The organism is Alcaligenes faecalis, assembly GCF_009497775.1.
GTDB classification, from domain to species: domain Bacteria; phylum Pseudomonadota; class Gammaproteobacteria; order Burkholderiales; family Burkholderiaceae_B; genus Alcaligenes; species Alcaligenes faecalis_D.
On record NZ_CP031012.1, the window covers coordinates 3,499,972 to 3,519,918 of the forward strand.

The following is a 19,947-nucleotide window of genomic DNA, read 5'->3' on the forward strand; positions in this document are numbered from 1 at the left end:
GGTGTAACCCGGGGTAAGCGGCACTAAGCAGGCCGCGCTGGCTTATCGTTGCTGATACTCATCAGCATCCCGCAGGCCACGCCCAAGGTCATCAAGGCTGTACCGCCATAACTCAGGAAAGGCAAAGGCACGCCCACCACGGGCAGAATCCCCGTCACCATGCCTATGTTCACGAATACATAGACGAATAGCATCATGGACATGGAGCCAGCCAGCAAACGGCTGAATTGGGTGTGGGCCACGGCAGCAATCGACAGGCCACGCAGAATCAGCAAGGCATACAGCACCAGCAGCATGATGCCGCCATACAGACCGAACTCTTCAGCAAACACCGCGAAAATAAAGTCGGTTGTACGCTCGGGCACGAAGTCCAGATGGGACTGGGTGCCCATCATGTAACCCTTGCCGTAAACACCACCCGAGCCGATCGCAATCATGGACTGGATGGTGTGAAAACCTCTGCCCAGACGGTCACTACCAGGGTTCAGCAGCGTGCAGACCCGGTGCTTCTGGTAGTCGTGCAGCACCACCCAATCAAGGTCAGGTACGCAGATATAGTCTTCGTAGTACAGCAAGGCACTGATGCCCAGCACCAGCACCACCACAATCGGCACAATCAGCTTGAAGGACAGGCCTGCAAAGTAAATCACGCAGAAACCGGCCGCAAAGACCAGCAAAGCCGTGCCCAAGTCCGGCTGACGCACGATCAGCAGGAAAGGAATCATCAGCAAGATGCCCGCCACCATGAAGTCCAGCAGACTCATCTTGGGCCGCTGATAGCGGTGGAAATACCAGGCCAGCATCAAGGGCACGGATATCTTGAGCATTTCCGAAGGCTGAATACGGGCCACCCCCAGGTCCAGCCAGCGCGTTGCGCCCTTGCTGGTTTCACCAAAGAACTCCACCCCCAGAAGCAGCACCACCCCGATCGAATACACCACCGGAGCCAGCTTCATCCACAAGCTGGGGGGTATCAGAGCAGCCAGCCACATCACACCAAAGGCCAGCAGGAAATTACGTACCTGATCGGCAAAGCGCCAGTCCGTACCACCTACCGCGGAATGCATGACTGTCATGCCCAGCGCAGCCATCAGCACCAGCAAAAGCAGCAAGGGCCAGTCAAAGGCGGTGATGGCTCTCAGGCCCAGTTGCAAAAGTCGCTTCATTGCATCTGCCCTCGTTCCACCAACCAGTAATCAAAGACCTTGCGCACAATCGGTGCTGCAACCGAACCACCCCAACCTGCGTTTTCCACGATCAGGGCGACAGCAATTTTGGGGTTGTCTGCCGGGGCGTAGGACATGAACAAGGCGTGATCGCGCAGACGCTCATCAATGGCGTTGGCGTTGTATTTGGCACCGCGCAAGCTAAAGACCTGTGCCGTCCCCGTTTTACCGGCAGCCTGATAAGCCGCACCCGCAAAGGCGCGACGAGCCGTACCCAGACGCACCACATCCACCAGGGCGCGTTTGACCACATCCACATTGGCCTGCTTCAGGGGAATCAGCTTGGCATCAATACGCACGGGCTGTTCAATTTCAGGGTCGTGAGGGCTCAAGGTCTGGGTGACCAGATGCGGGGGACGCACAATGCCGTTGCTGGCCAGCACGGCAGTCGCATGAGCCAGTTGCAGCACGGTAAAGGAGTTATAGCCCTGCCCCACCGCCACCGAGATACTTTCCCCGGCATACCAGCGCTGTTGGGCCGGTTTTTTGTAGGCCTGACGTTTCCATTCAGTAGAAGGCAGAATGCCTTGGCGCTCGCCATCCAGATCAATGCCGGTGTGCTGGCCAAAGCCAAACTGCTTCATGAAGTCGTGCAGATTATCAACGCCGATTTCCGGGCCCAAAGAGTAGAAGTAGGTATCGGAGGACACCACCAGAGCGCGGTGCATATCGGTAGAGCCATACACGGCCCCACCCGCGTTACGGAAACGCTGACCACCAAACTCAAAGTAGCCAGGGTCGGAAATACGATCCGTCGCCTTGCGCTTGCCTGTTTCCAAAGCGGCCAAGGCCACAAACGGCTTGTAGGTCGAGCCGATAGGATAGGTGCCGTACAGCGGACGGTTAATCAGCGGATGATCGGGCGAGTCGTTCAACTTGCGCCAGTTCTCTACGTCGATCCCGTCAATAAACAGGTTCGGGTCAAAAGACGGGGCCGACACAAAGGCCAGCACTTCGCCGGTGCTGGGCTCAATCGCCACCAAGGCACCGCGTCGTCCTTTGAACAGGGCTTCCGCCATTTTCTGCAAGCCAATATCCAGCGACAAACGCAAGCTGGCACCCGGTACGGGGTCCACGCGGCTCAAGGTCCGTACCGGACGGCCCGAGGCAGCTACTTCCACTTCCTCGATGCCCGTGCGACCGTGCAGGGTCTTTTCCCAGGTTTTCTCGATCCCTTTTTTGCCAATGACCTGCGTGCCACGGTAGTTACCGGTTTGCCCGGTTTCTTCCAGACGCTGCTGATCACCCTCGGAAATACGGCCCACATAACCCAGCACATGCGCCGCCGCCTCGCCCTGCGGGTACTCGCGTACCCAACGGGCTTGCAGGGTCACGCCGGGGAATTTGAAGGCATGGGCAGAGAACCAGGCGGCTTCATCATCGCTCAGGTTGTTGCGTAGTAGAATTTCGGAATATCGACTGTTTTGCGCGACGTTCTGCTTGAATCGACGACGATCACGTGGACTTAACTCCACCAGTTCGCCCACTCGATCCAGCATATCGTCTACTGGCTCGCCCAAACTGGCAGGCACGGCCGACAAGGTGTAGTCCCGATAATTACGGGCCAGAACCTCGCCATTGCGGTCCAGAATCTCGCCTCGGCGGGGGGTAATCGGGATGACGGCAATACGGTTCTGATCGGCTCGGGCGGCAAAGCCTTCGTAGCGCACCACTTGCAAATACCACAAGCGCACGCCCAGCACCCCTAGCAGTACGCAGGCCAGAACAGCCGCCACCAAGGCGCGGAACAGAATGCGCTGGCGCAACTGATGCGAGGTTTTTTTGAATTCAAACATGGCCGCCCTACCAATCAGGACGAACCGGAGTCGGACTCGTCCAGACGTCGCTGCGGCAAGAACAGCACACTATCGGCCAGCGGCCACAAGGCGGCGGTCAGCAAGGTGCCACCGGCCCACTCCCAGCCGGACCACTCCCCTACCAGCCAGGCGTGCAGAACCCGCACAATCAACTGGGCCAGCAGCATGACAACCGCCATGTGCAGAAAGTGAGTCCACATGCCGAAGTTCAGGATGCGCTTGCGTAGCAGCAATGCGCCGTACACGACCAGAATATAGGCCAGAGCATGTTCGCCCAAAAGGCTGCCATCGTGCACATCCACCAGAATGCCCACGATAAAAGCCAGAGACATGGGAACACGACGCGGCTCGTGCACGGCCCAGAATGCCAGCACCAGCATCAACAGGTCAGGCGCAAAGGGCAAGAGGCGCCAGGGCAACATGGACGCCAGCCACATCAGCAGAATCGAGCCCCATACCAACCAGGGGCTGGAGGCGCGCGAAAACGGGCTGCTATCAATAGGCTGCAAACTGCTCAGGGATGAGGACCGGGTTTTACGGCTAGAGGTGTCCGAGGACTCAGCGCGTCGCATCATTGGCATCGTCCTGTTCAAGAGAGCGTTCGCTCTCGGGCACCAGCAAAATCAGAAAATGGCGGTAACGCTCGGGGTGCGACAAAGGCGTCACCAGGGCCAGCGCAAAACCGGACGCATCATCGCGCTCGATGCTGCTGACCATACCCACCGGCAAACCGGCAGGGAACAAGCCACCGATACCGCTGGTAATCAAGGTATCGTCTGGCTCCAGATCTACATCGCCCGTCAGGAAACGCACCTCGACCTTGCCGCCGGGGTTGCCACCAAAGGCAATCAGACGCAGGCCATTACGCAGCACCTGTACCGGTACCGAGACTTTATCGTCGGTAATCAGCGCGGCTTCGGAGGTAAAGCGCGTCACACGCACCACCTGGCCCACCACCCCGCCTTCGTCAATCACCGGCATGCCGGGACGAATGCCGCTGGCCGAACCTTTATTGAAGATCAGATGACGGGCATACCCATTGGGCGGTTCATACAGAACCTCTACCGCGACAGACGGTTGGGTGACAGTGTCGGCCACTTGCAGCAAACGGCGCAGTTGCTCGTTTTCAGCAGAAAGCTGGGCAGCATGAGTGGACAGTTGAGCCAGCTCGATACGCTGGCGTTGCAAGGCTTCTTTCTCGGAACGAGCGGTAGAGGCCGCGTCCGTCCAGCTACTGAAGTAGGTAACCAGATCGCGCGGGGCCAGCATGACACGCTGGAAGGGATACAGCACAGCGGCCACGGCCTGGCGCACGGGTTCGAGCACCGCGTAACGAGCATCAGTGATCAACAAGCCCACTGCCAGCACCAAAAGAGCGGCCAGACGCAGCTCAGCTGATGAGCCGCGCCTAAATAGCCGGATGGAGCCTTGTTCTCGCATTACTCAAGCACTCGATCGCTTGCCCCCACAGGCAGACATTGCCGGGGAGGCCAAGCAAAGATCAATCGTAAATGAATACGGACTCCAGACGCTCCAGATGTTCCAGAGCCTCGCCGCAACCCCGTACCACGCAGGTCAGAGGATCTTCAGCCACCACAACGGGCAAGCCGGTCTCTTCTTGCAGCAGACGGTCCAGGTCATGAACCAGAGCACCACCACCGGTCAGGACGATGCCCTTGTCCGTGATGTCCGCACCCAGTTCAGGAGGAGTTTGTTCCAGAGCGGTTTTAACCGCAGAGACGATCTGATTCAAGGGATCGGTAAGCGATTCCAGAATCTCGTTGGACGAAACGGTGAAACTGCGTGGCACCCCTTCGGACAAATTGCGACCCTTGACTTCAATCTCGCGAATTTCAGTGCCAGGGAATGCGGAACCGATCTCTTTTTTGATCAATTCAGCCGTGGGTTCACCAATTAGCATTCCGTAATTGCGACGGATGTAATTAATAATGGCTTCGTCAAACTTATCGCCACCGACGCGAACCGATCCTTTATAGACCATACCGCCTAAAGAGATCACGGCCACTTCGGTTGTACCACCACCGATATCCACCACCATGGAACCGCTGGCATCGGACACGGCCAGGCCTGCACCGATAGCGGCCGCCATGGGCTCTTCAATCAGGTAGACCTTGCTGGCGCCAGCGCCCAGAGCAGATTCTTTGATGGCACGGCGTTCCACCTGGGTGGAGCCACAAGGCACGCACACGATAATGCGCGGGCTGGGGGCAAACATGCTGCGTGGGTGAACCATGCGGATGAACTGCTTGAGCATTTGCTCGGTAACAGTGAAGTCCGCGATCACACCATCCTTCATGGGCCGGATGGCTTCAATATTGCCAGGCACCCGACCCAGCATTTGCTTGGCCTCCTGCCCAACGGCCTGAATGATTTTTTTACCATTAGGTCCACCTTCATGGCGGATGGCTACAACGGACGGTTCATCCAGTACGATACCCTTGCCGCGTACATAGATAAGGGTATTGGCCGTACCGAGGTCGATTGCCATATCGCTGGAAAAGTAACTGCGTAGGAATCCGAACATGGGCGCGCAAAGTGTAAAGTGTTTGGGGGAAAAGGCAGGTAAATTCGGCGCGGAACTCAAGCGTAAAACGACAGGCACAAGAACCAGGCAACGAATTCAAAAATACCTGGGAAGGAAACGGTCAATGATAACTTATAATTGCTCTACATTAGGACTGTTTTAATGGTCAGTTAAGTTCTGTAACCCCCGCATTTGCTGTAAAAGTGCCAAACTGTCCCTAACTGACAGATTTCCGCTTTTTTTTATTACTCATTTTCCAGTACCCACCCACATGTCTATCACTGAACAGGATGTTGCCCGTATAGCGCAACTGGCGCGCCTTGATCTTTCCGCTGAACAAGCCTCCCAGGTCGAGCACGATTTGACGCGCATCCTGGGCCTGATCCAGACCTTGCAAACCGTTGACACTCAAGGCGTTGAGCCCATGGCCCATCCTTTGTCCGCCCGCCAGCAGATCAGTCTGCGTCTGCGCGAGGACAAGGCCCTGCCTTCCGGAACGGTAGAAAGCCGCCAGGCCATGATGCGCAACGCCCCCGCCGAGCAGGATGGCCTGTTTCTGGTGCCCACGGTCATCGAATAAAGCAAAACCATGTCTTTTACCCCTGAATTCGCGACTATTGCAGCGCTGCGTCAAGCCCTGCAAAACAAAACCGTCAGTGCCCGCGAGCTGGCCCAGCAAGCCCTGGACAATAGCGCCCGTCAAAAAGAGCTCAATGCCTTTGTGCAGCAGGACGCTGCCCTGACCCTGGCCCAGGCCGATGCCGCGGATGCCCTGATCGCTCAAGGCAAGGCCGGTCCATTGACCGGCATCCCTATCGCCCACAAAGATTTGTTTGTCACCAAGGATTGGCAGACCACCGCCTGCAGCAAAATGCTGGAAGGCTACGTCAGCCCCTTTGACGCCACGGTTGTGACCAAGCTGCAGGCAGCCGGTGCTGTCTCGCTGGGCAAACTGAACTGTGACGAATTCGCCATGGGCTCGCGCAATGAAAGCTCGGTGTTTGGCCCCGTGCGCAACCCCTGGGATCACTCCATGGTGCCCGGTGGCTCCTCGGGCGGTTCCGCCGCCGCTGTGGCTGCTGGCCTGGTAGCCGGTGCAACCGCAACCGATACCGGCGGTTCGATTCGCCAGCCTGCCGCCCTGTGTGGTGTCAGCGGCATCAAGCCCACCTACGGCACGATTTCCCGCTTCGGGATTATTGCTTACGGTTCCAGCCTGGATCAGGCCGGTCCTATCGCCCGCAATGCACGCGACTTGCTGGATCTGCTGGAGACCATGTGTGGTTTCGATCCGCAAGATGCCACCAGCCTGGAATTCTGCGACGACCAGCCAAATAACGGCGCACGCATTCGTCAGCAGTTTGAACAGCAACAGTCGCAGCAAGAAGCCCAAGGCAGCCAGCCACTGAAAGGTTTGCGTATTGGTGTGCCCGCCCAGTTCTTTGGCCCCGGCCTGGACCCGGTCGTTGCCGAGGCCATCGAAGCCGCCCTGAAAACCTACGAAAGCCTGGGTGCAGAGCGCGTCACCGTGCAACTGCCCCTGACAGAACTGTCTGTCCCTACTTATTACGTCATCAGCCCTGCCGAGGCCTCGACCAACCTGTCGCGCTTTGACGGCGTACGCTTTGGCCACCGCGCCAGCCAGTACACCGATCTGAACAGCATGATCTCGCGCTCGCGCTCCGAAGGCTTCGGCCCTGAAGTGGTGCGCCGCATTCTGGTCGGCACCTACGTGCTCTCGCATGGCTACTACGACGCCTACTATCTGCAAGCCCAACGCGTGCGCCGCATGATTGTGGACGACTTCCAGAAAGTCTTTGAACAGTGCGACCTGATCCTGGGCCCCGTCACACCGGCCCTGGGCCGCAAGCTGGGTGCCACCATCGAGGATCCCACCACAGACTGGCTGGGCGATGTCTACACACTGGGCGTCAGCCTGGCCGGCCTGCCCGCCATGTCCATTCCTTGCGGTTTCAGCAAGGATGAGCGCCCCCTGCCCATTGGTCTGCAAATCATTGGCAACTACTTCCGCGAAGGCCAATTGCTGGCCTTTGCCGACCGCTTCCAGCAAGTCACCGACTGGCATCAACGTCAACCAGGACAACAATAATGGAATGGGAAATTGTGATCGGGCTGGAAACCCATACCCAGCTCTCGACCGAATCCAAAATCTTCTCCAGCAGCAGCACCCGCTTTGGCGCCTTGCCCAACACGCAAGCCAACGAAGTCGATATGGCCTTGCCCGGCGCGCTGCCCGTCTTTAACCGTGGCGCTGCCGAACGGGCGATTCGCCTGGGTCTGGCCGTAGGTGGCCACATTGCGCCGCGCTCCGTGTTCGAGCGCAAGAACTACTTCTACCCTGATCTGCCCAAGAACTACCAGATCAGCCAGATGGAAATTCCCGTCGTCAGCGGCGGCACGGTCAGCTTCATGCTGGACGGTGAAGAAAAGACCATCAATCTGACACGCGCCCACCTGGAAGAAGATGCCGGTAAATCCCTGCATGAAAACTTCCGTGGTCCTTATGGCGAGTCCAGCACCGGGATCGACTTGAACCGCGCGGGCACTCCACTGCTGGAAATCGTGTCCGAACCTGAAATGCGCTCGGCTGCTGAAGCCGTGGGCTACGCCCGCGCCCTGCACAGTCTGGTCGTCTGGCTGGGCATTTGCGACGGCAATATGCAGGAAGGCTCCTTCCGCGTGGACGCCAACGTCTCGGTACGCCCCAAAGGCCAGAAAGAATTCGGCACCCGTTGCGAACTGAAGAACATCAACTCCTTCCGCTTCCTGGAGCGTGCGATTCAATACGAAGCACGCCGCCAGATCGAGCTGATCGAGGACGGTGGCAAAGTAACGCAGGAAACTCGCCTGTACGACTCGGATCGCGACGAGACGCGCAGCATGCGCAGCAAGGAAGATGCCCACGATTACCGCTACTTCCCCGATCCTGACCTGCCACCTCTGTTTATCAGCGAAGAGTGGATCGAGCAGGTTCGTCAGAGCATGCCTGAACTGCCCGCCCAGAAACTGGCTCGCTTCGAGCAAGAGTTTGAGCTGAGCCGTTACGACGCCTCGCAACTGACTGTAGACCGTGCCACTTCCGACTTTTTTGAAGCCATCTTGCAAGCGGGTTCCAGCGCCAATGCAAAACTGGCTGCCAACTGGATTCTGGGCGAGCTCTCGGCTGCCTTGAACCGCGAAGAAATCAGCATCGAACAGTCCAAAGTCAGCCCGGCACAATTGGCTCAACTGATTGCCCGCATTGCTGACGGCACCATCTCCAACAAGATTGCCCGCGATGTATTTGCGGCGCAGTGGGATGGCGAGTTGAATGGCGATGTGGATGCCATCATCGACGCCCGTGGCTTGAAGCAAATCAACGACGTGGGTGCCATTGAGGCCATGGTGGACGAAGTACTGGCCGCCAACCCCAGCATCGTTGAGCAGCACCGTGCCGGTAAGCCAAAAGCCTTCAACGCTTTGGTCGGCCAGGTGATGAAGGTTGCCAAGGGCAAGGCCAATCCGCAGCAGATCAACGAAATGCTCAAGCAAAAGCTGGACGCCTAAGTCCGGACGCTGCGCTACGCGGATACAAAAACACCAGGCCTTGGCCTGGTGTTTTTTTTACTACTGAATCCTGCTTAACAAACGCGGGAGATCAGACGCCGTAGCGATCGCGGTAGGCTTTCACCTGGGGAGCGTGAGCCGCCAGGGTCGTATCGTCCGCCAGCACCGCCATGATGTCCGCCAGCGAGGCAATGCTGATCACGGGAATACCGTAAGTCTGTTCCACTTCCTGCACCGCAGAATGCGCGGACAGTTCCTGATCATTACCAGCGCGCTCCATGCGATCCAGAGCAATCAGCACCGCAGCCGGCTCTGCACCTGCGGCTTTAATGATCTGCATGGATTCACGCACAGATGTACCCGCGGTGATCACGTCATCAATAATCACGACCTTGCCTTGCAAGGGTGCGCCCACCAGGGTGCCACCTTCGCCATGGTCTTTGGCTTCTTTGCGGTTGAAGGCAAAGGGCACATCACGATCACCGATTTGAGGATGCTCGGCCAGCGCAATCGAGGTTGCTGCTGCCAGAGGAATCCCTTTGTAGGCGGGGCCGAACAGCATGTCAAAAGACACGCCCGAATCCAGCAAAGCCTGGGCATAGAAACGGGCCAGCTGACCCACGCTACGTCCCGTATTGAACAGGCCGGCATTGAAGAAGTAAGGACTCAAACGGCCGGACTTGACCTTGAATTCCCCAAAGCGCAGCACTCCCTGTTCCAGGGAAAAGCGCACAAAATTACGACGATTATCGTTAGTAGCCGACATGACAGAGTATGAAAAAGATAGAGACGAAAGGCATTTTAGCGTGTTGTAAGCGATCATTTGGCGGCTTCGGCCAGTTCTTCTAGCAAGAAGTCGATAAAACTGCGCACTTTAGGTGTCAAATAGCGACGACTGGCATAGACGGCATGCAGTTGTTGCAGCTCTTCGGTGTAATCGGGCAACAGGCGCAGCAGCCGACCACTGCCCAGATCATCCATCACCAGCCATTCAGGCAAATAGGCCAGCCCTGCTCCGCCCAAGGCACTGTAATAGGTCAGATTCGTGTTATCCGAGCGCATGAATGGATTCAGACGCAAGGACTCCGGCCCATCCGGCCCTATAAACTCGAAACTGGGCTGCTGCAAATAACTGGGGCTGATAGCCGGCAGGCGCATCACCTCCGCACAGTTGCGCGGCATACCGTGCCGGGCCACAAACTCCGGGCTGGCCACCAAATGAAAAGGTGTGGGGCAAATAAGACGTGCAATCTGATGCGGGGCAGGCTCGCGCATCACCCGCAAGGCCAGGTCAAAACCTTCCGCCACCAGATCCACCTTGTGATTGCTCAGGCTCATGTCCAAAGTCACCTCCGGGAAGCGCGTTTGGTAATCCTGCAACAACTGCGCCACTTTGCGGTTTGCAAACCACACGGGCGCTGTTACCCGCAACACGCCTTGGGGCTGATGCTCAGAACCTGACAAAGCCTGCTGCCCACGCTCCAGGGTATCGAGCGCCTGCAAGCAATAATCAAAGTAGGTCTGCCCCAATTCCGTCAGGCTCAAACGACGGCTGCTGCGATGGAGCAAGCGGGCGCCCAGCTGTTTTTCCAGATTGGCCAAGTGCTTGCTGACCATAGGCGCTGACATGTCCAGACGTTGTGCCGCCGCTGCAAAACTGCCCGCCGCCACGATTTCCCGGAACACCCGCAAACTCTGAATCGTATCCATGCTTTCCTAATAAGAAAGTAACTAATGAAAATAGGCCTGTTTATTTCCTGATAGTAATTGATTAATCTTGAACGAGCGCTAACCCGGTGCCTGTCTGGGCCTTGAATGGGCGGGACCAGCACCAGGATGACATCACGTCATGCCTGACACAGAGCTTCTGTCACTACGCCGGGCCAGTGCTTCGTTTACCGATACTGTCAACTTTCCAAAGGAAAATACATGAGCGCCCTTACCCCTAGCTGGACTCCTCGCATCCTTAGCCTGCTGCGCATCGTCACAGGCTATTTACTGCTGACACACGGTACTGCCAAGATCCTGGGTTTCCCCAAAGTAGACATGTTTGCCAACCTGCAAATCAGCTCCATTTACGGCATTGCGGGCATTCTGGAACTGGTTCTGGGTGCCTTGCTGGTGATTGGCCTGTTCTCGCGTTTTGCTGCCTTTATTGCTTCGGGCCTGTGCGCTTTTGCCTACTTCATTGGCCACGCCAGCGCCAGCACGGTGGCCACACCCATCCTGAATGGTGGTGAAACGGCTGTTCTGTTCTGCTTTGCCTTCCTGTATCTGGCCTTTGCCGGCCCAGGCCCATGGAGCATTGACGCAGGCCGCGGCAAAGCCTGACGCCTTATTCAACCCCTTATCCCCTGCCCCTATCAGGGCAGGGGCAGGAGATCATCATGACAATGCCTACCTATTTCATCTCGCACGGTGGCGGACCCTGGCCCTGGATGCCTGAAGCGCAAACCATGTACGCCCCGCTGCGTGCTGCCTTGCAGGATATTCCACGCCAATTGGGCCGTACGCCCAAAGCGATCCTGATGGTCTCCGCTCACTGGGAAGCTCAACAGGCGAATTTACTGGTCGCCTCTGCCGCACAGCCCAGCATGGTGTACGACTACTACGGCTTTCCCTCCCATACCTACGAGATTCACTACCCTGCACCGGGCGACCCGGCTCTGGCGCAGCAAGTCTGTGGCCTGCTGGAAGGTGCCGGTCTGCCCACTCGGCTAGATGCGGAACGCGGCTTTGACCACGGCGCCTTCGTACCGGCTTATGTGATCTATCCGCAGGCCAAAGTACCTATGGTGCAGTTGTCCATTCACGCCAATTACGACCCGGCCCTGCACTACGCCATGGGCGAGGCGCTTGCGCCTCTGCGGGACGAAGATGTGCTGATTATTGGCAGCGGCCTGAGCTATCACAACCTGCGCAATATGGGCCCCGGCGGAGTGGAGCCTTCTGCCCAGTTTGACGCCTGGCTGCACCAAAGCCTGGGCCTGGAGGATCCTGCCGCTCGTCGTCAGGCCCTGATGAATTGGGAACAGGCCCCGGCTGCACGTATTGCTCACCCCCGCGAAGATCACCTGGTCCCAGTCATGGTGGCGGCCGGTGCTGCACGTGGAGATGCGGCGCATCGCTTCCACCATGAAACCCAGGCCTTTGGGGGCTTGACCGTGTCCAGCTACCGCTTTGGCTCGGCCACGTAACAAGCTCTGACGGCCACTGACATCGAAGCAGGTTACGGGTTAAAGTGCTGACGCTATAAGGAGAATTGCCACGTGTTACGCGTCACCTCGTTAAACGTCAACGGTATTCGGGCCGCCTTTCGTAAAGGCCTGCCCGCCTGGCTGGAAGCCCAGAAACCTCATATTGTCTGCATGCAGGAAATCAAGATCAGCGAGCCTGATCTGACGCCTGACCTCACTCACCCCGGTGAGTATCACGGGCATTTCCACCATGCACAGAAAAAAGGCTATAGCGGCGTCGGTCTGTACCTGAACCACAAGGCAGAAACCGTGGCCGAAGGCATGGCCTGCGAAGAGTTCGATGCCGAAGGCCGCATCATCCGCGCCGACTGGAACGACCTTAGTGTGATCAGCGCCTACCTGCCCTCGGGCTCATCGGGCGACGAGCGTCAAACGGCCAAGTACCGTTTTCTGGATCATTTTGAGCAGTGGATTAATGGCTTGATGCAGGAACACCGCAATACCGGCCGCGAGTTCATTATTTGTGGTGACTGGAATATTGCGCACCACGAAGCCGATTTGAAGAACTGGAAAGGCAATCTGAAAAACAGCGGTTTTCTGCCTGAAGAACGCGCCTGGATGACAAAAGTGCTGAGCGAGCTGTCCTGGGTAGACGTGTACCGCAGCCTGCATCCTGACACTACGGACGAGTGCTACACCTGGTGGAGCAACCGCGGCCAGGCTTGGGCCAAAAATGTGGGGTGGCGCATTGATTATCAAATTGCCACCCCAGGTATTGCTGCCAAGGCGCGTAGTGCAACGGTCTATAAAGAAGAGCGCTTCAGCGACCACGCGCCACTGACGGTTGATTACGACTGGAGCCTGTAAGCCCAGTCTGAAAAGGTCAGCGTCTTAGCTGGCCTTTTCAATCATGTAGCGCACAACGCTACGCAATTGTTCGTCTGTTGCCTTGGGGGCTGCACCGCGTGGGGGCATGGCGCCCTTGCCGTTCAGCACCACTTGCATCAAGGCGTCTTCGCCTTGGGCGATCAGGGGCTCCCAACGAGCCTTGTCACCCAGACGAGGGGCATTGGCCATACCCGATGCGTGACAGACCATACACGAAGACTTGTACAGCTTGAGAGCTTCGTCCGAGTCAGCCTGTGCTGCGGGTGCAGCAGCGAACAAGACCAAAGCGGCCATTGCGGAGTACATCATGGTGGCGGGGCGATAGGTTCTCATGGGTTTACCCTTTAAACAGTCGGCATGAACGCATGCCTGGCTGATACTTCGTTTTCTGAACAAGAGGCCCGGTTTTTCATGATCCGAACCCCCTGCTTGTTCACTAACTAATCACTATCCAATCACTGCCTTGAAGCCCGGGCGGAATTGATGGGGACTTCTGCTTCTCAATTCCGCTTACCGGGTGCCAACCCTGCTTATCCCTTGATCGGGCCGGGAGGGCTGACTTGCTTCATCAAGTCGTCGTTCCAGTCGCCTTCGACCAGCACGTGACCTGCTGCGCCCAGTTCCATGGCTTCGATCAGGTTGTGGTTCACGTAGGCGTACACACCGGGCTGCTTGAAGGTGTAGAGAGCCACACCGGCCGAACCACCGCGAATGAACCAGGTTTCCAGGTTCTTGGCTGGTGGGTCGTCAAACTTGCCCAGTTCCCAAACCCAGTCACCGTGACCACCGATCAGGTGAGGACGCGTGTCGCGGTTGGCTTGCGAGTGAATGAACAGCACGGTTTCACCCACTTTCGCCTTCATGGCACCGTCGCCCATCAAGGCTCCGACCTTGCCGTTGAACACCACGTGGCTGGGGATCAGACCACGCATGGTTTCCAGGGTGTCGCCGTAGCTTTCAGCCGAAGAGCCATACTTCTTGAAGTTGCCCTTTTCATCACGAGGGATGTAGAGGTCAAATTCGCCAATGGTGTAGACGCGGTCGTAATGCAAGCCATTGCCAGCCGAGTCTTTCAGACCGTCGCGAGGCAGCACCATGACGGTACCGTGCATGCCCTGAACCACGTGCCAGGCCACCGAGCCTTCGGGTGCGCAGTGGTACACAAACGTGCCGGTGCGGTCGGCCTTGAAGCGCAGTGTGGCTTGTTCGCCAGGGTTCACGTTGGTCAGCTTGGCACCGCCCAGCGCGCCGGTCGAGGCGTGAAAGTCGATGTTGTGCGGCATGGTGTTGCTGGCCGGGTTGACCAGTGTCAGCTCCAGGTAGTCGCCTTCGTGCACCACCATAGTGGGGCCGGGCATGGAACCGTCAAACATCATGGCGTGCATGGTTGTGCCATCACGATCGACCACGATTTCTTTTTCCACGATGCTCATGCGGAATTCCACCACGCGAGGCTCGGGACCCACTTTCTGCTCGTGCTTGTGGACCATAGGAGGCGCAACCAGATCCACCTTGACCCGCTCCAGCTTGGCGATCTGGGCTTCTGTACGCGCGGCCAGCCAAGGCGCGTTCTTTTTTGGTGCAGCCGTCTCGCGGGCTTGTACTTGAGCCGCCAGCAAAGTCGTTCCTGCGGCGACACCTAGGCCAGCACTTTTCAAGAAATGACGACGTTCCATACTACCTCCGGTTTGATCCAGGCGTGATGCCTGCTGATTAAATGTTATTCAGATCTAACAGTTACAGGATGTATTGGACCGCAATCAGACTTCCCGCTCTTTGCTGCAGCGCAAGCATCTCGTATAAGCAACAAAAAAAACCGCCCGAAGGCGGTTTTTTTCATAGACGGAATCTCACAGAAAAAAGAGACCGTCCCTAAACAGGATCACGATGCTTTTACTGCGCCTGCAGCATGGGCTGCGGCACCACGACGGCCAGCCATGATACGTACCAGAACTTGCTGGAATACGATCAGGGCACCGGCAATAAACACAACGTCACCCAAAGTACGCCACCAGCGCAGGGATTGCAGGATAGGCTGCTGCATGAACTCTTCGCTGCGGGCATACCACATACCTTCCGAGATGCTGGCCCAGGCCTGAATAATCCCGGCTGGCAGCAGGCTGACGAACATCATCAGAACCAGACCCAGATTCAGCGTCCAGAAGCCCCAGCTCATCAAGCGGTCGTTGTAGCGAACCTCTGGCGAGATATAACGCACCACCAGCAAGACAAAGCCCAGAGACAGGAAGCCATACACACCGAACAAGGCTGCGTGAGCATGCAATGGCGTGGTGTTCAGACCCTGGATGTAGTACAGCGAGATAGGTGGGTTGATCAGGAAACCGAACACACCGGCACCCAGCATGTTCCAGAAGGCCACGGCCACAAAGAACATGACAGGCCAACGCAGATCGCTCATCCAGCTGGCTTGTTTCTGCATCTTCCAGTTATGGAACGCTTCGTAACCCAGCATGATCAAGGGCACCACTTCCAAAGCACTGAAGGAAGCGCCAATGGCCATGATCGGTGTGGTCGTACCCGAGAAATACAGGTGATGCAAAGTACCGGGCACACCGCCAACCAGGAACAGCGAGGCGGCAGCCAGACCCGCAATCGTGGCACTGCGCTTGGAAACCAGACCCAGGGTCAGGAAGATAAAGCCCATGGCAACGGTGGCAAAGACCTCGAAGAAGCCTTCAACCCACAGGTGGACCACCCACCAGCGCCAGTACTCCATGATGGTGATATTGGTGTGTTCGCCGTAGAACAGACCAGTACCGTAGAACAGGCCAATGGCCACGGTGGAAATGGTCAACAGAACCAGCAGGTGGTTGTCGCCCTTGTCACGACGCAAGGCAGGCCACATGCCACGCAACATCAGCAAAAGCCAGAAAGCCAGACCAATGAACTTCACGATCTGCCAGAAACGGCCCAGATCCAGGTACTCATAACCCTGGTGACCGAACCAGAAGTTCAGCTCGGGTGGCAGGATGTTCTTGATGGCCAGGAAGTTACCGGCAAAAGAACCAATAAAGAGCACAACCAGAGCACCGAACAGGACATCCACGCCCAGGCGCTGGAACTTGGGATCCTCTCCCCCGTTAATCAAGGGCACCAGGAACAAGCCGGCAGTCAGGAAGCCACTGGCAATCCACAAAAGGGCCGCCTGAATGTGCCAGGTACGGGTCAGGGAGTAAGGGAACCACTGCGATACGTCTATGCCATAGAACATCTGGCCTTCAACGGTGTAGTGCGCGGTAAAGCCGCCCAGAAATACCTGGATGACAAACAGGGCAACCGTCAGGAAGGCATATTTTTTCAGGGCACGCTGCGAAGGTGTCAGGCGGAATGCCAGAACCGGGTCGGTAGCCGGGGCAACAGGCGCTTCCTCTTCCTTGTGCGTAAAGGCCCAGATCCAGACAAGCAGGCCAATACCGGCCAGCAAGAGCACGATACTGACAATGGACCAGACGATATTGGCCGTGGAAGGATGGTTATCCACCAGGGGCTCGTGTGGCCAGTTGTTGGTATAGCTGACGGTAGTACCAGGACGCTCCGTCACCGTGGCCCAGGACAGCCAGAAGAAGAAGCGGGTCATGTCCTGACGACGCTGCAGCTCGGGCAAGGTGTTGTCCTTCATGGCGAAGCTTTCGCGGCTGGATTTCAGCTCGGGCGCGTCGCCAAACAGGTCGATGTAATACTGGGCGGTGGTATCGATGGCCTTGGCGCGGCGTTCGCTGATCTGCAATACGCCCGTCGCTTCATCAATGCGGTTAGGACGGTATTCGTCCTGCAGTTCCTGCCGCAAGGTGGCCTGCTGACTGGATGTCAGCTGATCGTAGTTCAGCGAGTAGGTTTGCTGGGCAGCCAGATCCAGCCAGGCCAGAGCCTCGCGGTGCAACCAGTCCGCACTCCAGTCGGGTGCCTGGTAGGCCCCATGCCCCCAGATCGAGCCCAACTGCATGCCGCCGGTACTTTGCCAGGCGGACTGGCCACGATGTATCTGTTCCTGTGAGGTAAATTCACGGCCATCCGGTGTGACTACCTTGACGGGCATGGGGGGTGCCTGACGATACACCTCCACACCTGTCCATCCCAGGATGGCAAAGGTCACCATGGTGACTGCCACCAGGGACCACCATAGTTTTTTATAGCTACGCATTTTCTTCTCCGTCTCGCTGATGAATCAAACGACCCAATCCAAACAGGTCCTGGCAGGACCCAGTCACCTGGTCAAAACCTGTTTGGGTACGGCCCCGGAACGGGGGACGGACCGAAGTACACGCCTTGTAGCGATGTTCTGCTAAGTCGGGGGTCATGTCATAGTCCTTAAAAATGTATGACAAAACATCTAAAGCAAAGACCGTGCCAAGTCCGAGACGACATAGATCAATGGTTTGCCGCCAGCCTGGGTATAAACTACCTCGACAAAACTGGGTATTTTTCACCATAAGGGTATTTTTCACCCATGCTAGATCTCTTGATTGCCGACCTTGCCACCGAGATTCCGGCGCCTTTACGCCTGCAGCGCATGGTGCATTTGCTGGCACGGCACTTTGGCTGTGATGCGGCGGGTTTACTGAAGCTGGACGACACAGTGCTGCGCATTGTGGCGGCCAGTGGCCTGGGCCATGACACCCTGGGGCGTCACTTTGTCATTGCGGATCATCCTCGGCTGACGCGGATTTTGAACTCCCCCAGCCTGACCCGCTTTGAGCCCAACTGTGGCCTGCCGGACCCGTATGACGGCCTGCTTGATGACAAGCTGGGTCAGCCCCTGCCGGTGCACGATTGCGTGGGCATTACCTTGCAAGTTCAGGGCACGCCCTGGGGCATTCTGACGCTGGATGCCTTGCGACCAGGGACGTTTTCAGCCTCCACGCTGGTGGAGCTGAAGCACTGGTGTCTGGTGCTGGAAAGCGCCATTCGCATCAGCGAGCTGGAAGAAGAAAACCGCAGCCTGCGCCTGCTCTCCACCTTGCCGCCCGACTACTTGTCGCGCAATAACTCGGCCGCCATCATTGGCAACAGCAAATCCCTGCTGGAGGTCATTCAACTGCTGGACACGGTAGCCACCTCCGAGCTGCCTGTGCTCTTGCTGGGTGAAACCGGCGTGGGTAAGGAGCTATTTGCACAACGCCTGCACCAACGCTCACCACGTCACAGCAATCCTTTGATCTACGTGAACTGTGCTGCCTTGCCCGAGTCTCTGGCAGAAAGCGAACTATTCGGACACGTAAAGGGCGCGTTTTCGGGTGCCCATGAGAATCGCGCCGGGCGCTTTGAGGCGGCCCAGGGCGGCACCCTGTTTCTGGATGAAATCGGTGAGTTGTCTTTGACGATTCAGGCCAAGCTGTTGCGTACCTTGCAGAATGGCGAGATTCAGCGCCTGGGGGCGGACCACCCCATCAAACTGAATGTGCGTCTGGTTGCCGCCACCAACCGTGACCTGAGTCAGCAAATCGCCCAAGGCGGTTTCCGGGCCGATCTGTTTCACCGCCTGTCGGTTTTTCCACTCACAATCCCCGCGCTGCGCGAGCGCCATCAGGACATTTTGCTGCTGGCAGGCCACTTTCTGGAAACCAACCGTTCTCGTTTGGGATTGCGCGGAATTCGCTTATCCCCCGACGCAGAAGCCGCTTTACTGGCTTATCATTGGCCAGGTAATGTTCGCGAATTGGAACATTTAATCAGTCGGGCAACCATCCGCCTGCTGGTCGATACGCCAGATCGTAACCAAATATTTACGCTTAGCGCCGATAATCTCAATTTGTTACCTTCTACCCACCAGCCTGTCGCAGCGGTCAGCACCGCCATTGGCACACCCCGCCAATCCTTGCGTCAGTCCGTTGAGCAGCTGCAAAGCCAGTTGATCCGGCAGGCTCTGGATGAGACCGACGGTAACTGGAGCCAGGCTGCCCGACAGCTAGGCATAGACCCCAGCAATCTGCACAAGCTGGCCAGCAAACTAGGGCTTAAAACCCGCTCAGAAAGCTTAAGTGATGACTGACATATCCTACCCCTCCTTGTTAGCCAGCCTGCCCGTTTTCTCCAAGCTGGACGCCGCCAGCATCAACGAACTGTGGCAAGAGGGACGCCTGATCCACTACGACAAGGACAGCCAGGTCTTTCGCCAGGAACAAAGCAGCGACCACTTTTTTGTCCTGCTGCAAGGCCTGATCAAAGTCGTGCGCACCATGCCCAATGGCTCACAACTGCTGGTACGTTTTGCCTTGCCCGGCGACGTCATTGGCATTGCCCCTGCCCTGCGCCGTCGCAACTATCCGGCAACCGCCATCAGCGTGACCACCAGCGCAGCCTTGGCCTGGCCAGAAAAATCCTGGGACAGCCTGACGCAACGCTTTCCCTGCCTGCTCAGTTCTGCGCAGGACACAGTCGCACAACGACTAAGCGATGCGGATGATCGCCTGCTGGAGATTCATAGTCTGGAAGTGGAGCAGCGGCTGGCTCACAGCCTGCTGCGCTTGATTCGCCAAGTGGGCCAAAGCGGCGCACAAGGGACGTCCTTGAGTATTCCAGTAACCCGGCAAGATCTGGCGGACCTGGCCGGGACCACCTTGTACACGGCCAGCCGCGTCGTCAGCAGCTGGGATCATCAGGGTTTGATCTTGGCAGGCCGCAAGCAAATTACGATTGCGGACCTGGACAAGTTTGCACAAGCGGTTCTGGAACGCGGCTAAGCGCAG

The 19,947-nt window shown here is 57.4% G+C and carries 18 protein-coding genes; 8 read left to right on the forward strand and 10 right to left on the reverse strand.

From position 1 onward, the window contains the following. Nucleotides 1-23: 23 nt before the first annotated feature. From rodA to DUD43_RS16175, 5 genes are all read right to left on the reverse strand, one after another. Entirely contained in the window at nucleotides 24-1,166 is a 1,143-nt protein-coding gene (gene rodA / locus DUD43_RS16155; protein WP_153231080.1) for a rod shape-determining protein RodA, read from the reverse strand. Then, complete coding sequence (mrdA, locus tag DUD43_RS16160; RefSeq protein WP_153231081.1) at nucleotides 1,163-3,022, reverse strand: penicillin-binding protein 2; 1,860 nt, start codon at nucleotides 3,020-3,022, stop codon at nucleotides 1,163-1,165. Before mrdA ends, rodA begins: the two co-directional genes overlap by 4 nt. 14 nt (nucleotides 3,023-3,036) lie before the next feature. After that, nucleotides 3,037-3,618 (reverse strand): rod shape-determining protein MreD, encoded by a 582-nt coding sequence (gene mreD / locus DUD43_RS16165; RefSeq protein WP_153231082.1) that lies wholly within the window; start codon nucleotides 3,616-3,618, stop codon nucleotides 3,037-3,039. Next, the gene (gene mreC, locus DUD43_RS16170; protein ID WP_153231083.1) at nucleotides 3,602-4,483 is read right to left on the reverse strand and encodes a rod shape-determining protein MreC; all 882 of its coding nucleotides are present in this window, start codon (nucleotides 4,481-4,483) and stop codon (nucleotides 3,602-3,604) included. Before mreC ends, mreD begins: the two co-directional genes overlap by 17 nt. Nucleotides 4,484-4,544: 61 nt before the next feature. Beyond that, nucleotides 4,545-5,588 (reverse strand): rod shape-determining protein, encoded by a 1,044-nt coding sequence (locus tag DUD43_RS16175; protein WP_003801946.1) that lies wholly within the window; start codon nucleotides 5,586-5,588, stop codon nucleotides 4,545-4,547. Nucleotides 5,589-5,859: 271 nt separating this feature from the next. Between DUD43_RS16175 and gatC the strand changes: the two genes are divergently transcribed. The 3 genes from gatC to gatB are packed head-to-tail and all read left to right on the forward strand — an operon-like array spanning nucleotide 5,860 to nucleotide 9,155. After that, nucleotides 5,860-6,168, forward strand: a complete 309-nt coding sequence (gene gatC, locus DUD43_RS16180) for an Asp-tRNA(Asn)/Glu-tRNA(Gln) amidotransferase subunit GatC (protein WP_003801948.1) — start codon at nucleotides 5,860-5,862, stop codon at nucleotides 6,166-6,168. A gap of 9 nt (nucleotides 6,169-6,177) precedes the next feature. Then, the gene (gene gatA, locus DUD43_RS16185; RefSeq protein ID WP_153231084.1) at nucleotides 6,178-7,698 is read left to right on the forward strand and encodes an Asp-tRNA(Asn)/Glu-tRNA(Gln) amidotransferase subunit GatA; all 1,521 of its coding nucleotides are present in this window, start codon (nucleotides 6,178-6,180) and stop codon (nucleotides 7,696-7,698) included. Beyond that, the gene (gene gatB / locus DUD43_RS16190) at nucleotides 7,698-9,155 is read left to right on the forward strand and encodes an Asp-tRNA(Asn)/Glu-tRNA(Gln) amidotransferase subunit GatB (RefSeq protein ID WP_153231085.1); all 1,458 of its coding nucleotides are present in this window, start codon (nucleotides 7,698-7,700) and stop codon (nucleotides 9,153-9,155) included. The genes gatA and gatB overlap by 1 nt, the downstream gene beginning before the upstream one ends. Nucleotides 9,156-9,246: 91 nt before the next feature. Here the strand turns inward: gatB and pyrE are convergent, their stop codons facing one another. Both pyrE and DUD43_RS16200 read right to left on the reverse strand, forming a co-directional pair. Further along, entirely contained in the window at nucleotides 9,247-9,921 is a 675-nt protein-coding gene (gene pyrE / locus DUD43_RS16195) for an orotate phosphoribosyltransferase (RefSeq protein ID WP_094197776.1), read from the reverse strand. A gap of 53 nt (nucleotides 9,922-9,974) precedes the next feature. After that, a complete protein-coding gene (locus DUD43_RS16200; protein ID WP_153231086.1) occupies nucleotides 9,975-10,865 on the reverse strand; it encodes a LysR family transcriptional regulator in 891 nt (296 codons plus the stop codon). Nucleotides 10,866-11,084: 219 nt separating this feature from the next. Between DUD43_RS16200 and DUD43_RS16205 the strand changes: the two genes are divergently transcribed. The 3 genes from DUD43_RS16205 to DUD43_RS16215 all read left to right on the forward strand — a co-directional run bounded on the left by DUD43_RS16205 (nucleotide 11,085) and on the right by DUD43_RS16215 (nucleotide 13,219). Next, nucleotides 11,085-11,486 (forward strand): DoxX family protein, encoded by a 402-nt coding sequence (locus DUD43_RS16205; RefSeq protein ID WP_153231087.1) that lies wholly within the window; start codon nucleotides 11,085-11,087, stop codon nucleotides 11,484-11,486. Nucleotides 11,487-11,542: 56 nt separating this feature from the next. Then, on the forward strand, nucleotides 11,543-12,352 hold the full coding sequence (locus DUD43_RS16210) for a DODA-type extradiol aromatic ring-opening family dioxygenase (RefSeq protein WP_153231088.1): 810 nt from the start codon (nucleotides 11,543-11,545) through the stop codon (nucleotides 12,350-12,352). Between the two features lie 72 nt (nucleotides 12,353-12,424). Continuing rightward, nucleotides 12,425-13,219, forward strand: coding sequence for an exodeoxyribonuclease III (locus tag DUD43_RS16215; RefSeq protein WP_153231089.1), 795 nt, complete (start codon nucleotides 12,425-12,427; stop codon nucleotides 13,217-13,219). Nucleotides 13,220-13,243: 24 nt separating this feature from the next. Here the strand turns inward: DUD43_RS16215 and DUD43_RS16220 are convergent, their stop codons facing one another. The 3 genes from DUD43_RS16220 to DUD43_RS16230 form a co-directional block, all read right to left on the reverse strand. After that, nucleotides 13,244-13,573, reverse strand: a complete 330-nt coding sequence (locus DUD43_RS16220) for a c-type cytochrome (protein ID WP_153231090.1) — start codon at nucleotides 13,571-13,573, stop codon at nucleotides 13,244-13,246. 197 nt (nucleotides 13,574-13,770) lie between these two features. After that, nucleotides 13,771-14,916, reverse strand: coding sequence for a copper-containing nitrite reductase (nirK, locus tag DUD43_RS16225; RefSeq protein ID WP_153231091.1), 1,146 nt, complete (start codon nucleotides 14,914-14,916; stop codon nucleotides 13,771-13,773). Nucleotides 14,917-15,122: 206 nt separating this feature from the next. Next, complete coding sequence (locus DUD43_RS16230; protein ID WP_153231092.1) at nucleotides 15,123-17,402, reverse strand: nitric-oxide reductase large subunit; 2,280 nt, start codon at nucleotides 17,400-17,402, stop codon at nucleotides 15,123-15,125. 306 nt (nucleotides 17,403-17,708) lie between these two features. On the opposite strand from DUD43_RS16230, the gene norR reads away from it, so the two are divergent. Then, entirely contained in the window at nucleotides 17,709-19,250 is a 1,542-nt protein-coding gene (gene norR, locus DUD43_RS16235) for a nitric oxide reductase transcriptional regulator NorR (protein ID WP_153231093.1), read from the forward strand. Then, the gene (locus DUD43_RS16240) at nucleotides 19,243-19,941 is read left to right on the forward strand and encodes a Crp/Fnr family transcriptional regulator (protein ID WP_153231094.1); all 699 of its coding nucleotides are present in this window, start codon (nucleotides 19,243-19,245) and stop codon (nucleotides 19,939-19,941) included. The genes norR and DUD43_RS16240 overlap by 8 nt, the downstream gene beginning before the upstream one ends. Nucleotides 19,942-19,947 lie beyond the last annotated feature (6 nt).

Coding starts and splice junctions, on each gene's coding strand:
- rodA (WP_153231080.1), bottom strand. CDS start 1,166: ATGAAGCGACTTTTGCAACTGGGCCTGAGAGCCATCACCGCCTTTGAC.
- mrdA (WP_153231081.1), bottom strand. CDS start 3,022: ATGTTTGAATTCAAAAAAACCTCGCATCAGTTGCGCCAGCGCATTCTG.
- mreD (WP_153231082.1), bottom strand. CDS start 3,618: ATGATGCGACGCGCTGAGTCCTCGGACACCTCTAGCCGTAAAACCCGG.
- mreC (WP_153231083.1), bottom strand. CDS start 4,483: ATGCGAGAACAAGGCTCCATCCGGCTATTTAGGCGCGGCTCATCAGCT.
- DUD43_RS16175 (WP_003801946.1), bottom strand. CDS start 5,588: ATGTTCGGATTCCTACGCAGTTACTTTTCCAGCGATATGGCAATCGAC.
- gatC (WP_003801948.1), top strand. CDS start 5,860: ATGTCTATCACTGAACAGGATGTTGCCCGTATAGCGCAACTGGCGCGC.
- gatA (WP_153231084.1), top strand. CDS start 6,178: ATGTCTTTTACCCCTGAATTCGCGACTATTGCAGCGCTGCGTCAAGCC.
- gatB (WP_153231085.1), top strand. CDS start 7,698: ATGGAATGGGAAATTGTGATCGGGCTGGAAACCCATACCCAGCTCTCG.
- pyrE (WP_094197776.1), bottom strand. CDS start 9,921: ATGTCGGCTACTAACGATAATCGTCGTAATTTTGTGCGCTTTTCCCTG.
- DUD43_RS16200 (WP_153231086.1), bottom strand. CDS start 10,865: ATGGATACGATTCAGAGTTTGCGGGTGTTCCGGGAAATCGTGGCGGCG.
- DUD43_RS16205 (WP_153231087.1), top strand. CDS start 11,085: ATGAGCGCCCTTACCCCTAGCTGGACTCCTCGCATCCTTAGCCTGCTG.
- DUD43_RS16210 (WP_153231088.1), top strand. CDS start 11,543: ATGACAATGCCTACCTATTTCATCTCGCACGGTGGCGGACCCTGGCCC.
- DUD43_RS16220 (WP_153231090.1), bottom strand. CDS start 13,573: ATGAGAACCTATCGCCCCGCCACCATGATGTACTCCGCAATGGCCGCT.
- nirK (WP_153231091.1), bottom strand. CDS start 14,916: ATGGAACGTCGTCATTTCTTGAAAAGTGCTGGCCTAGGTGTCGCCGCA.
- DUD43_RS16230 (WP_153231092.1), bottom strand. CDS start 17,402: ATGCGTAGCTATAAAAAACTATGGTGGTCCCTGGTGGCAGTCACCATG.
- norR (WP_153231093.1), top strand. CDS start 17,709: ATGCTAGATCTCTTGATTGCCGACCTTGCCACCGAGATTCCGGCGCCT.
- DUD43_RS16240 (WP_153231094.1), top strand. CDS start 19,243: ATGACTGACATATCCTACCCCTCCTTGTTAGCCAGCCTGCCCGTTTTC.